The organism is Streptomyces sp. NBC_01384 (assembly GCF_045040035.1).
GTDB lineage: Bacteria > Actinomycetota > Actinomycetes > Streptomycetales > Streptomycetaceae > Streptomyces.
The window spans coordinates 3796374-3808951 of sequence record NZ_CP109559.1 but is presented as its reverse complement, the minus strand read 5'-3'; the positions used below and the strand labels follow the sequence as shown (position 1 = coordinate 3808951).

Here is a 12578-nt window from a genome sequence, read left to right as displayed (position 1 = left end):
CTCCGAGCGGCGTGGGGCGGCCCGGCGGTGGGTTACGTCGGGTCCAGGCCGTGGCTGCGCAGCCACGGCAGCGGGTCGATCGCCGAACCGCCGGCGGGGCGGACCTCGAAGTGCAGGTGCGGCCCGGTCGAGTTGCCGGAGTTCCCGGAGAACGCAATCTGGTCACCGGCCTTCACGACCGTCCCCGACGGCACCTTGTAGCTGGAGAGGTGGCAGTACCAAGTCTCCGTGCCGTCCTTCGCGGTGACGATCGCCATGTTCCCGTACGCGCTGTTCCACTGCGTCCGTACGGTCCCGTCGGTCGCGGCCATCACCGTCGTGCCGTACGACACCGGGAAGTCGATGCCCGTGTGCACGGACATCCAGTTGATGCCGGCCTGGCCGAAGTAGGCGCTGAGGCCCTTCTGCGTGACAGGGAGGACGAATTTCGGCCGCAGCCGCTCTTTGCGGGCCGCCTCCGCCGCCGCCTTCTGCTTCTCGGTGGCCTGCTGAGCCTTGAGGTCGATACGTTCCTGCGTCCGGCTGGCCCGGTCGGCGAAGTCGTCCGCGCCCGCGGAGAGGCTCTGGAGCTGGGTGTCCAGTTTGTTGTTGGCGGCCGACGGCTTCACCGCGATCCCGTCGGACGCGCTGAGTGTCGTGTCCTTGCTGTCGTTCCCGCCGATGGTGCCCACAGAGGCGGCGGCGATCCCCGCGACCCCCATCACACAGGCCGAGGGCACGGCGACGGTCAGCAGGGCGGAACGCTTCGCCGGGGTGCGACGGCGGGAACGGGAGGCGGACCGGGTCGCGGAGCGAGGGGCCGGAATGACCTCTTCCATGTCGTCGAGCAGTGGCGTGTCCTGCGCCTCACCGGCGTCCTCGAACTCGTCCTCCGCTGCGGCGGGTTGCTCGTACGACGCCTGTTCGAAGGTGGCGGTCGCCTGCTGGTCGAAGGGCTCGGGGCCGGCGTCGGTCTCGGGCTGGTGCTCGTGCGCGTCGGTCGGCGTCTGCTGCTCGTACGCCTCGTGCGTCTCGTACGTGGTGTGGTCGCCCGTGGTGTTCCACTGCGTGGCGTCGTACGCGCCCGTTTCCTGGGTCTGCAGGGTCCACTGCTGGGTCTGGCCGGTCTGCTCGGCCTGGAGCCAGGCGGCCGCGTCCCACTGGCCGGTGGCGTCGGGGCCCGGGTACTGCGCGGGGATGTCGGCGAGCTGCTGGTAACCGGTTGCCCAGGCCGTCGTGTCGTAGGCGCCGGTGTCGTACGCGGCCTGGTGCTGCGCCGCGTACGGGTCGTAGTACGGCGTCTGGTGGTCTCCGGCGTTCCACTGCGTGGCGTCGTACGAACCCGTGCCGTCGCCGCCCACCATGTGACCGAAGAGGGGATCGGTGGCGTAGCTTCCGGTCGTCTCGTAGCTTCCGGTCGCGTAGGCGCCGGTGGCGTAGCCGTCATGCGTGGTGAAGTCGCCGTACTGGGCTTCCTGGCCACCGTACGACGCATAGGGCGCCGAGGCGGCATCGGAGGCCGGAGCCGGGGGCATTGTGATCCCCGACGGGTGACGGTCGTTCACCAACTTCTCTTTCGCCTCGACAACAGGGGCTGGCAGAGCAGTGCGGCGACTGTACCCGGCGGTACGCGGGCGCGACAATCGTCGGCAGGTTTCCTCCATTCAGGAAACGGGCATTCGGCAGTGTTTCGGGGGAGTGCGGGCACGGCCTTGGCCTGGCGTTCGATTGGCGTTCGAGGGCGAGGCGGTGTCCGAGGGCTGCCCCCAGGGTCTCCAACGGTGCGGCGATTGGCTTGGGGAAGCCGGGGAAAGCTGATTCCGGCTCGGGCGTGACCATATGGACTGTCTCTCGTTCTACCTGACATACACGCCGCGTGTTTGAAATGCGCGCGGTCCCCGCCACTGGCATCGCGCTTCCCGTGCGGTGATCGGTTCAGCGTCCGGCGGGGCAGCGATCCCAGGGTGTGACCGATTCGAAAGTGCCGGGCACAGTCCAGACGCCGGCACCGCGTCACCGCCAGTGACGCCGCACACGGGCTCTACCCAAGGATCGGCCCGGACTCGTCCGCGCTCGTCATCGCTTCCACCCCTCGGGGCCACGCGACAACCCAGGATCCTCAAGAGTTCCAGAGACGCTGTCAGGCCACTGTCAGGCCGCCTGTGTCGGTGTCGGTGGCGGTGGTGGCCGCGTGGGTGCGGGCTCCCGTCTCCTCCATGTCGAGTGCCTGCCCTATGCCGGCGGCGACGGCGGGGTGGAAGGGCAGGGCGAGATGCCCGATACCGCTCACCTGGACGTTCTGTACGAGCAGGTCAGGGTGGTCGATGGCGGCGGTCCTCAGCGGCTCCATCAGATGGTCGAGGTCGCTCCAGAAGCACACGAACTGTGTGCGGCAGTCCGGCGCGGGTTTGCGCAGCTCCTCGATCACTTTGGAGCCCGGGCGCATCTGACGGACGATCGGATGCGCGTTCATCAGCGGGATGACCCGGGTGCCCGCGTGCGGCGTACCGAGCGTGACCAGGGTGCGGACACGCAGGTCACCGCCGAGGCGCTGGACGTAGTACCGCGCTATCAGTCCGCCGAGGCTGTGCCCGACGATATCCACCCGCTCCTGTCCCGTTCGGTCACATATGTCCTCTATGTGTCGACCGAGCAGCTCCGCGGCGGTGCGGATGTCGTACGTCAGCGGCGAGTAGTTGAGCGACTCGATGTGCCGCCTGCCGTGCTGCGCGAGCTTGCGGCGCAGGAGGACGAACACCGAGCGGTTGTCGATGAAGCCGTGCAGCAGGACGACCGGGGGCTTGGCTTCGGTGGGCAGTCGGGGGGCGTCGGGCGAGGGAGGTGCGGGGATGGTGCGGCGCTCCGGGGCAATGCCGGACGGATAGAGGAAGAGGTGCCCGGCGAGGATGGCGATCTCCAGGGCCGTCGCCTTCAACAGGGCTGCCGAGAGCCCCGCCAGGCTGCTGGGCAGCAGGCGCTTAGGGAGACGGGGAAAGGGCAACTGTGCCCCGGTGACCTTCATGGCCGACCTCCAGTCGGCACGCCGCGGGACCGCTTTGTCCCCCGTGTGCCCTAGTGAAAAGCTGCCGGTGGTGGCGCTGGCGATGCTACCGGCGGTGGCCGACGGTGCGTCCGTGATGTGCGTTACGTCGGTGACGCGACGGGATTCCCTGTTCATCCCTGCCGTCGTGCTCCCGCCGATGTGCCTCCCTGGCGCGGCGGTGGTGCTGCCCCCTGCTGGCGGCTTTCCTTGCGCAGGCTCCGGCCATGGTCCGCGCACCGCGATGTCCGCGGTGCGGGTGCCGCAGAAACGCGGAGCGGTGCGCGGCGAATGTGTCCCACCGTGTGATTTCCCCCTCGGTCTTCAGCGGGAAACTGCGGTTTGCACGGATCTGGCGATAACGTTCGTTCACTTCCCCGGCCCGTGCGGCGCGGGGCGCCTGTGCCGCAGAAGGGCGTCCGGTGCGGCGAGCGGCGGTATGTTCGATAAATGTCGGTACAGGTTGATGTAGTCCGTTCATGGAGGCAGTGATGGGTGTGGCAGCCGGTCCGATCCGCGTGGTGGTGGCCAAGCCGGGGCTCGACGGCCACGATCGTGGGGCCAAGGTGATCGCGCGGGCGCTGCGCGACGCCGGTATGGAGGTCATCTACACCGGGCTCCATCAGACCCCCGAGCAGATCGTCGACACCGCGATCCAGGAGGACGCCGACGCGATCGGGCTCTCGATCCTCTCCGGCGCCCACAACACGCTGTTCGCCGCCGTCATCGAACTCCTCAAGGAGCGCGACGCGGAGGACATCAAGGTCTTCGGCGGCGGGATCATCCCCGAGGCGGACATCGCGCCGCTGAAGGAGAAGGGCGTCGCCGAGATCTTCACGCCGGGCGCGACGACCGCGTCGATCGTGGACTGGGTGCGAGCGAACGTGAGGCAGCCGGCCGGGGCGTAGCGCCTCGCCGGCGGGGGCGCGGTCCCGTTCGCTTGTGGGGCGGCCGCGGGTGGGTGAGGGCTGGCCGCGCAGCTCCCCGCGCCCCTGAAGGAGCGCTCCTGTCAGTGCGGGCCTGCGCCGTCCAGCTCCGAGGACATCACCGCGCGCAGGCGCAGCGTGGTGACGAGCCGTTGGAATGCCTCGGCCCAGTAGCCACCGGCGCCGGGCGCCGCGTTCTCCGGCTCGTCGGAGAGCGCCGTGAGCCCCTCCAGCCGCCCCGCCTCGGAAGGATCGAGGCACCGCTCGGCCAGCCCCATCACCCCACTGAAGCTCCACGGATAACTCCCCGCGTCCCGCGCGATATTGAGCGCGTCGACCACCGCCCGTCCCAGGGGCCCCGCCCACGGCACCGCACACACCCCGAGCAGCTGAAACGCCTCGGACAACCCGTGCGTGGCGATGAACCCCGCAACCCACTCGGCCCGCTCGGCGAAGCCCAGCGTGGCGAGCAGCTTCGACCGCTCCGCCAGTGACACCGCCCCGGGCCCGCCGGCCTCCGGGGCGGACGGTGCGCCGAGGAGCGCCCGGGACCACCCCGGGTCCCGCTGCCGTACCGCCGCCCGGCACCACGCGGCATGCAGCTCGGCCTGCCAGTCGTCCGCCACGGGCAGCGCCACGATCTCCTCCGGCGTACGTCCGCCGAGCCGCCGCGACCACGTGCGAAGCGGCGCTGATTCGACCAACTGGCCCAGCCACCACGACCGTTCCCCTCGTCCCGCCGGAGCTTTCGGTACTACACCGTCTCGCTCCATGCTCGCGTCGCACTCGTGCGGCGCTTCAACGACGATCGAGGGCGTGTGGTGCGTACGGTCGACGGCCACACAGGAACCGGCCCGGGCGGCCATCCGTGCGGCGAGTGCCGAATCCGGCAGTGCGGACAGCAGCTCCGCAGCCGTGGCCCGCACATTGCGGCTCCGGTCGGCGAGCGCCCGCTCCAGGAACGGTTCGTCCGCCGCGCACAGTCCGGAGCGCAGGGAGTCGAGGAACATCAGCCGGTCCTCGGCCCGCTCCGTGGTCCAGGTGGTGGCGAGCAACGCGCGGGCTGCCGTGGGGTCCTTGACGCGCAGGGCGGTGAGCAGCGCGACCCGCTCGGCGAAGAGGCCCTCCTGCCAGAGCTGCCCCGCGCGCTCGGGTTCCCCGGGGCCGGGCAGCGCGGCGCCGCCGCCCGGCATGGAACGCAGTGCGAACCGCCAGTCCGGGTTCAGCCGGGCGAGCCACAGGGCGCGTGGCCCGGCGAAGGCCAGCGCCGCCGGCCGCAGGTCCGTACGTCCCCGGGCCGCGTCGAGGAGTGCGGGCAGGGTTTCCGGAGGCGGAGCGAAGCCCCGCGCGTTTGCCAGCGCGAGCCATTGGGGCAGCAGCTCCATGAGGTCGGGCGCCGCGCCCCTGCGGCCACCGCCTCCCGCGCCGGGCCGGTCGGCCAGCAGCATCGCGAGCCGGCGGGCCGCGGCGGGCGGGAGAGACGGTCGTGGGTCCGGCGCCGCGGGCTCGGGCCGGGCGGCTGCCTTCGCGGGTCGTACCCCGGCCCGTCGCCGCAGGGTCTCCACGGCGGCCGCGTCCAGCAGGGCCACCGGTGCCTCCCGCCCGGCCGCCCATCCCGGAGGCGTACGCCGCTCGGTGCCGAGCAGCGCCATGGTGACGAGCTCCTCCCAGGAACTCCCGAGGGGCGCGCCCGCGGGAGCGGAGGTCGTGTTCATGAGCGTCCTTTCCGTACGGGCATGGTGGCGGGGGTGGTGGCGGGAGTGGTGGAGGCCGCGTGAGTGGCGCCGGTGATCAGCACAGCGGCACCGGCTCCCCTTCGCTCTCCGGCCAGGCAGTCAGGGGGGTGAAGCCGCGGTGGCCGCACTCGCCGAAGACCGTGACGGGGGCGCCGCCGGAGAGTGCGGCGAGGCGCCACAGGCCGGGGCGGGAGAGAGAGGAGAGCGTGATCGGGAGTGCGACGTCGCCCTCGGCATCCGCGAGTTGCCAGGTGTCGCCGTCGGGGGTGGGTATCACCCGGGCCAAGGTGACCGGGTAGGAGTCGAGCCAGGGGTCGGCCCGCAGGGCTTCGCCGTAGCGGGCTGTCGCTTGGGCGGTGGTCAGCGCTGGTGGGCGTAGGTGCGCGGGGGCGGGGAGCGTGAACTGCTTGCCCAGGGAAACTCGGAGCTGCCCCCCGCCCTGGTAGGCGGACATCTCCGCCTCGAAGGCCAGGCCCGCGGGCAGCGTCAACTCCGGTGCGCGGCCGGCGGCCCCGTAGGAGAGGAGCAGTGCGGTACGGCCGCACTCTGTGCCGTACAGCCAGATCCTGCGGGTCGTGAGCCGGCTGTCCGCCGTGTCGTACTGGGCGAGGACCAGCCAGCGGTCGCGCTGCGGCGGGCCGTCGGCCGGACCGGTCAGGCCGACCCGCGAGCGTACCGTCGCGGCCAGGGCGTCCGGCAGCCGCTCGCGGCGCAGCCAACCCTGGTCGAGGAGGTGGAGCAGCGCGCACTCCTCGAGCAGCCGCACCGGCCAGCCCGGGCCGGAGGAGGGAATCGCCCCCAATTCCCTGACCCGCGCGGCCAGTCCGGGCGCCTGCGCGTCGACCATGCGGGCCGCCGTCTCCTCCCACATTCCGTACCCCGCCTGCTCGGCCGACGCGAGGCCGGCCCGCAGCAGGTCCGCCAGCCGCTGCTCCAGCTCCGCCGCCCCGGCGGTGATCCGCTCGGCCCGCCGCGCCGCCCTCCGCCGCGCCGCCTCCGGATCACCCGGTGACGCCGTCCCAGATGCCGCGCCCGTCGTCCGCTTCTCCTCGACTCGCCCTCTTCTCCCCTCTATCCACTGCTCCGCCCAGTCCGGCGCCTGTCCCCGCGGCACCTCGCCGTCCTCGCCCGCCCAGAGCAGCAGCAGCCCCAGCGCGTGTTTGCACGGGAACTTCCGGCTCGGACAACTGCATGTGTACGCGGGCCCGGTGGAGTCCGCGATGTCGATGACCGTCTGATAAGGCTTGCTGCCACTTCCGCTGCACAGTCCCCACACCGTCCCCTCGTCAGAACTGCCCGTCCCCGACCACGGCCCGGCCGCGCCGAGTTTGCTGCCCGCCGCGCGTGACGCTGCGTCAGGCGCCAGCGCCAGCACCTGATCCGCCGTCCAGCGCACCCCCTGCTGAGTCATGTCATCGAAGGTAGGTCCCGCCACTGACAATCGGTCTCCGCGGGCGCGTTTGTGCAGGTCAGGACGCATTGTCAGTGGCGTGGTGCACGGTGGAACCAGATCCGAACCGGCCGAGCTGGAGGGGGACCGAGTCATGTCCGTGTCAGTTGAGTCTGTTGAGCCTGTTCAGTCCGTCGAGTCCGTCGAGTCGACGGACGTTCGTCGGGCTTCCGTCCATCCGCCCGCGGGTGAGGCGCTGCGGCCGCATGCCGAGCACGCCTTCGCCGCCGAACTCGCCGCGCTGGCCGCGCAGGACGACCGGCCTCGACCGGCCCGCTGGCGGCTGTCGCCGTGGGCGGTGGCGACCTATCTGCAGGGTGGCACACTGCCGGACGGCACCGTGATCACACCGAAGTACGTGGGACCGCGCCGCATCGTCGAGGTCGCCGTCACCACGCTCGCCACCGATCGCGCCCTGCTTCTGCTAGGCGTGCCCGGCACCGCGAAGACCTGGGTCTCCGAGCACCTGGCCGCGGCGGTCAGCGGCGACTCGACCCTGCTCGTGCAAGGCACGGCCGGCACACCGGAGGAGGCGATCCGGTACGGCTGGAACTATGCGCAGTTGCTCGCGCACGGGCCCAGCCGGGACGCGCTCGTGCCGAGCCCGGTCATGCGGGCCATGGCGGACGGGATGACCGCCCGCGTCGAGGAGCTGACCCGCATCCCGGCCGACGTCCAGGACACGTTGATCACGATCCTCTCCGAAAAGACCTTGCCGATACCGGAGCTGGGGCAGGAGGTGCAGGCCGTCCGCGGCTTCAACCTGATCGCCACGGCCAACGACCGCGACCGCGGGGTGAACGAGCTGTCCAGCGCCCTGCGCCGCCGCTTCAACACGGTGGTGCTGCCGCTGCCGGAGAGCGCGGACGCCGAGGTCGACATCGTCGCGCGCCGCGTCGACCAGATCGGCCGCTCACTCGACCTGCCCGCCGTGCCCGAGGGCATCGACGAGATTCGCCGCGTCGTCACCGTTTTCCGCGAGCTGCGCGCCGGGGTCACGGCCGACGGGCGGACGAAGCTGAAGTCGCCCAGCGGCACGCTGTCCACCGCCGAGGCGATCTCCGTCGTCACCAGCGGTCTCGCCCTGGCCGCTCACTTCGGCGACGGTGTGCTGCGCGCGTCCGACGTCGCGGCGGGCATCCTCGGCGCCGTCGTCCGTGACCCGGCCGCCGACCGGGTGATCTGGCAGGAGTACCTGGAAGCGGTCGTCCGCGAGCGGGACGGCTGGAAGGACTTCTACCGGGCCTGCCGGGAGGTGAGCGCATGACGGTCTTCACCGGAGGGCCGTTGCTGCTCGGGGTGCGGCACCACGGTCCCGGGTCGGCCCGTGCCGTGCGGGCCGCGCTGGAGGCGGCCGCTCCTGGGGTCGTACTGATCGAGGGGCCCCCGGAGGCGGACGCGCTCATCCCGCTCGCCGCCGAGAAGGACATGCGTCCCCCCGTCGCCCTCCTCGCCCATGTAGTGGACGAGCCCGGCCACTCCGCCTTCTGGCCGCTGGCCGAGTTCTCCCCCGAGTGGGTGGCGATCCGGTGGGCCCTGGACCACGGAGTCCCGGCCCGCTTCATCGACCTTCCGGCGACCCACACGCTGGCGTGGGGAAAGGAAGCGCCGCCCGAGGTGGAAGAGGAGAAGGAAAAGGAAGAGGAGGAGGGGGAGGAGAAAGGGGAGGAGAGAGGGGACGAGAAAGAGACCGTCGCATCCGGCCGGCCCGTCGACGAAGCCGTGCGGATCGACCCCCTCGCCGTACTCGCCGAGACAGCCGGTTACGACGATCCCGAGCGCTGGTGGGAGGACGTGGTCGAGCACCGGGGCGGGGCCGGCAGCGGAGCCGACCCGTACGCGCCGTTCACCGTGCTCGAGGAGGCGATGGGGGAGCTGCGGGAGACCTACGGGGTCGGTGGACACGACCGGGACCTGCTGCGCGAGGCGTACATGCGGCTCCAGGTGCGGTCGGCGCAGCGGGAGTTCGGGGACGAGGTGGCTGTGGTGTGCGGAGCCTGGCACGTGCCCGCGCTGCGGCAGAGGACCACGGTCGCCGCCGATCGGGCGCTGCTCAAGGGGCTGCCCAAGGCGAAGGTCGACATGACGTGGGTGCCATGGACGCACCGGCGGCTGTCCCGGGTCAGTGGGTATGGAGCGGGCATCGACTCGCCGGGCTGGTACGGGCATCTGTTCGGCGCCCCCGACCGCCCCGTCGAGCGCTGGATGACGAAGGTGGCCCGGCTGCTGCGCGACGAGGACCGGATGGTGTCGTCCGCGCACGTCATCGAGGCGGTGCGGCTGGCCGACACACTCGCCGCGATGCGCGGCCGCCCACTGCCGGGGCTGACCGAGACCACCGATGCCGTACGGGCCGTGATGTGCGAAGGCTCGGACGTGCCACTGGGGCTCGTGCACGACCGGCTCGTGGTCGGTGATGTGCTCGGCGAGGTGCCTCAGGCCGCTCCCGCGGTGCCGTTGCAGCGCGACCTCGCGCGGACGCAGAAGCGGTTGCGGCTCAAACCGGAGCCGCTGGAGCGCGAGGTGGAACTGGACCTGCGGGGGGAGACCGACGCCGGGCGGAGCAGACTCCTGCATCGGCTGCGACTGCTCGGTGTCGGGTGGGGCGAGCCCACCGTCTCGCGCGCCGGCACCGGCACCTTCCGCGAGACCTGGCGGCTGCGCTGGGAGCCCGAGTTGTCCGTGCGGGTCGCCGAGGCCGGGGTCTGGGGCACGACCGTCCTGTCGGCGGCGACCGGCAAGGCCGAGGCGGACGCCGTCGCCGCGCCCTCCCTGGCCGACGTCACGGCACTCGCCGAGCGCTGTCTGCTCGCCGAACTCCCGGACGCGCTGCCCGTGGTCATGCGGGTCCTCGCCGACCGGGCGGCCCTGGACGCGGACGTCGGCCACCTCGCCCAGGCCCTGCCCGCGCTGGTCCGTTCCCTGCGGTACGGCGATGTGCGCGGCACGGACACGCACGCCCTCACGGACGTCGCCGTGGGTCTCGCCGAGCGGATCTTCGTCGGACTGCCCCCGGCCTGCGCGGTCCTCGACGCCGAGGCCGCCGAGGACATGCGACGCCATGTGGACGCGGTGCACGGGGCGGTGGGGTTGTTGGGCGAGATGGCCACGATCTCCGCCGGTGGCGGGCCGTCCGCCGGTGGCACGCCATTCTCCAGTGGCAGGCCGTCCGCCGGTGGCATACGCGAGCGCTGGCACTCGGTGCTCCGGGTGCTGACCGGGCGGGACACCGTTCCGGGGGTGATCCGCGGGCGGGCCGTACGACTGCTGCTGGACGACGGCGAGTTGGCGCAGGGCGAGGCCGCGCGGCTCATGGGGCTCGTGCTGTCGCCGGGGACGGCACCGGGGGACGCGGCCGCGTGGATCGAGGGATTCGTCGGCGGTGGTTCCGGGGGCGGGATGCTGCTCGTGCACGACGAGCGGCTGCTCGGGCTGGTGGACGCATGGCTGACCGGCGTGCCGGCGGAGGCGTTCACCGACGTACTGCCGCTGCTGCGACGCACGTTCTCGGCGTACGAGGCAGGGGTGCGCCGGACGCTGGGCGAGCTGGTCCGGCGCGGCCCGGGGGCGCGGGGGAGCGCCGAGGCCGCCGCCTCCGGCGTACCGGGGTTCGCCCCCGAACTCGACGCCGAGCGCGCGGACGCCGTTCTGCCGGTGCTGAGCCTGCTGCTGGGGCTGGACGAATCCGACGACAACGACTTGGTGGAGGTGGCCCGATGACAGCGACGCAGGTGGACATGACCGGATCGACCGCCACTGCCGACGAGCGGCTGCGGCGATGGCGGCTCGTGCTCGGGGGCGAGGACGCGGACGGCACCGGATGCGTGCTCGCGGGGCAGGACGCCGCGATGGACGGGGCGCTCACCGCGTTGTACGGGAAGGGGGGCAAGGGGCCGTCGGGGCGGGACCGTTCGGCGGGGCTCGGGGCGTCCGCGCCGTCGGTCGCGCGCTGGCTCGGGGACATCCGGACGTACTTCCCCTCGTCCGTCGTCCAGGTCATGCAGCGGGACGCCATCGACCGGCTCGGGCTGGCCGCGCTCCTGCTGGAGCCCGAGATGCTGGAGGCGGTGGAGGCCGACGTTCACCTGGTGGGCACGCTCCTCTCCCTCAACAAGGCCATGCCGGAGACGACGAAGGAGACGGCGCGGGCCGTCGTGCGCAAGGTCGTCGAGGATCTGGAGAAGCGGCTCGCCGGCCGCACCCGGGCCACGCTCACCGGCGCCCTGGACCGCAGCGCCCGCATCACCCGTCCCCGTCACCACGACATCGACTGGAACCGCACGATCGCGGCGAACCTGAAGCACTACCTGCCCGAGTACCGCACGGTCGTGCCCGAGCGGCTGATCGGCTATGGGCGCGCCGCGCAGTCCGTGAAGAAGGAGGTCATCCTCTGCATCGACCAGTCGGGGTCGATGGCGGCGTCCGTCGTCTACGCGTCCGTGTTCGGCGCCGTCCTCGCGTCGATGCGGTCCATCGCCACCAGGCTCGTCGTCTTCGACACGGCCGTCGTCGACCTCACCGACCAGCTCGACGACCCGGTCGACGTCCTCTTCGGCACCCAGCTCGGCGGCGGTACGGACATCAACAGGGCGCTCGCGTACTGCCAGTCGCAGATCACCCGGCCCGCCGAGACGGTGGTCGTGCTCATCAGCGACCTCTACGAAGGGGGTATCCGCGACGAGATGCTGAAGCGGGTCGCGGCGATGAAGGCGTCGGGGGTGCAGTTCGTGACGTTGCTGGCGCTGTCCGACGAGGGGGCGCCCGCGTACGACCGCGAGCACGCGGCGGCACTCGCGGCGCTGGGCGCACCGGCGTTCGCCTGCACCCCCGATCTGTTTCCCGAGGTGATGGCGGCGGCGATCGAGAAGCGCCCGCTCCCGATACCGGACACCGTATGAGGAGAGTTGAAAAAGCGGACATGAACGCCCATCGGTAAGGGGACTTGCGCAACCTCGGGAGCGTCTCCAGAACTCTGTGTGTGCCTGTGGTTTCCAGGCTTTTCTGGCGCGGCGTGGTACTACGGTCCCGTTCGCCCTGGTGCGAACGCCGACCGAGTTGCCGTGCGCGGCGAGCACCGTGGTGTGGCAGCGAGGCCGACCCCCGCGCGTCAGGCACCTCCCGGCGACTCCCACGACCCCATGGGTGCGCTGGGCGATCGGTCGGCCGTCGGCAGCGGTGGGCCGCGGCACGGCGACCCGCACCCTCGCGTACGGCGTCGAGGACGGCGTCGGCGGCTTCGCGAGCGGCGTCACCGGCGACGTGCGGCCGTTCGTCGGCGGCGTCACCGGCGAGGTCGGGCCGCTCGCGGGGCACGCGGTCACCGGGGTCCAGGGCGTGGCCGAGTCCGTCACGCCGGGCTATCTGCGGAACGCCCACGCGTCGAGCCGGCTGCCGCACGCGCAATACGGCCAATACGGCACGTACGCCCTCTGACGTCCCTGCCACCG

At 72.0% G+C, this 12578-nt stretch carries 9 protein-coding genes; 5 read left to right on the top strand and 4 right to left on the bottom strand.

From position 1 onward, the window contains the following. Window positions 1–32: 32 nt before the first annotated feature. Both OG747_RS17230 and OG747_RS17225 read right to left on the bottom strand, forming a co-directional pair. Complete coding sequence (locus OG747_RS17230) at window positions 33–1514, bottom strand: M23 family metallopeptidase (RefSeq protein ID WP_405880235.1); 1482 nt, start codon at window positions 1512–1514, stop codon at window positions 33–35. A 605-nt stretch (window positions 1515–2119) separates the two neighbouring features. Then, window positions 2120–3001 (bottom strand): esterase/lipase family protein, encoded by an 882-nt coding sequence (locus OG747_RS17225; RefSeq protein WP_405880234.1) that lies wholly within the window; start codon window positions 2999–3001, stop codon window positions 2120–2122. A 509-nt stretch (window positions 3002–3510) separates the two neighbouring features. On the opposite strand from OG747_RS17225, the gene OG747_RS17220 reads away from it, so the two are divergent. Next, window positions 3511–3927 carry a cobalamin B12-binding domain-containing protein gene (locus tag OG747_RS17220; RefSeq protein ID WP_405880233.1) on the top strand — a complete coding sequence of 139 codons (417 nt, stop codon included), beginning with the start codon at window positions 3511–3513 and terminating at the stop codon, window positions 3925–3927. A gap of 101 nt (window positions 3928–4028) precedes the next feature. Here the strand turns inward: OG747_RS17220 and OG747_RS17215 are convergent, their stop codons facing one another. Further along, entirely contained in the window at window positions 4029–5660 is a 1632-nt protein-coding gene (locus OG747_RS17215; RefSeq protein ID WP_405880232.1) for a DUF5691 domain-containing protein, read from the bottom strand. Between the two features lie 76 nt (window positions 5661–5736). Next, window positions 5737–7092, bottom strand: coding sequence for an SWIM zinc finger family protein (locus OG747_RS17210; RefSeq protein WP_405880231.1), 1356 nt, complete (start codon window positions 7090–7092; stop codon window positions 5737–5739). A gap of 133 nt (window positions 7093–7225) precedes the next feature. Here OG747_RS17210 and OG747_RS17205 point away from each other — a divergent pair, with 133 nt between their 5' ends. From OG747_RS17205 to OG747_RS17190, 4 genes are all read left to right on the top strand, one after another. Next, complete coding sequence (locus tag OG747_RS17205; RefSeq protein WP_405880230.1) at window positions 7226–8398, top strand: AAA family ATPase; 1173 nt, start codon at window positions 7226–7228, stop codon at window positions 8396–8398. Next, window positions 8395–10851 carry a DUF5682 family protein gene (locus OG747_RS17200; RefSeq protein ID WP_405880229.1) on the top strand — a complete coding sequence of 819 codons (2457 nt, stop codon included), beginning with the start codon at window positions 8395–8397 and terminating at the stop codon, window positions 10849–10851. The genes OG747_RS17205 and OG747_RS17200 overlap by 4 nt, the downstream gene beginning before the upstream one ends. Further along, window positions 10848–12029: a VWA domain-containing protein gene (locus OG747_RS17195; protein WP_405880228.1), complete on the top strand. Its 1182-nt coding sequence runs from the start codon at window positions 10848–10850 to the stop codon at window positions 12027–12029. Before OG747_RS17200 ends, OG747_RS17195 begins: the two co-directional genes overlap by 4 nt. Window positions 12030–12273: 244 nt before the next feature. Next, on the top strand, window positions 12274–12564 hold the full coding sequence (locus tag OG747_RS17190; protein ID WP_405880227.1) for a hypothetical protein: 291 nt from the start codon (window positions 12274–12276) through the stop codon (window positions 12562–12564). Window positions 12565–12578: the final 14 nt, after the last annotated feature.

Excerpts from the sequence above, each read along its gene's own strand:
- OG747_RS17210 (WP_405880231.1), bottom strand. The coding sequence starts at position 7,092 with ATGACTCAGCAGGGGGTGCGCTGGACGGCGGATCAGGTGCTGGCGCTG.
- OG747_RS17220 (WP_405880233.1), top strand. The coding sequence starts at position 3,511 with ATGGGTGTGGCAGCCGGTCCGATCCGCGTGGTGGTGGCCAAGCCGGGG.
- OG747_RS17195 (WP_405880228.1), top strand. The coding sequence starts at position 10,848 with ATGACAGCGACGCAGGTGGACATGACCGGATCGACCGCCACTGCCGAC.
- OG747_RS17205 (WP_405880230.1), top strand. The coding sequence starts at position 7,226 with ATGTCCGTGTCAGTTGAGTCTGTTGAGCCTGTTCAGTCCGTCGAGTCC.
- OG747_RS17230 (WP_405880235.1), bottom strand. The coding sequence starts at position 1,514 with ATGCCCCCGGCTCCGGCCTCCGATGCCGCCTCGGCGCCCTATGCGTCG.
- OG747_RS17215 (WP_405880232.1), bottom strand. The coding sequence starts at position 5,660 with ATGAACACGACCTCCGCTCCCGCGGGCGCGCCCCTCGGGAGTTCCTGG.
- OG747_RS17225 (WP_405880234.1), bottom strand. The coding sequence starts at position 3,001 with ATGAAGGTCACCGGGGCACAGTTGCCCTTTCCCCGTCTCCCTAAGCGC.
- OG747_RS17200 (WP_405880229.1), top strand. The coding sequence starts at position 8,395 with ATGACGGTCTTCACCGGAGGGCCGTTGCTGCTCGGGGTGCGGCACCAC.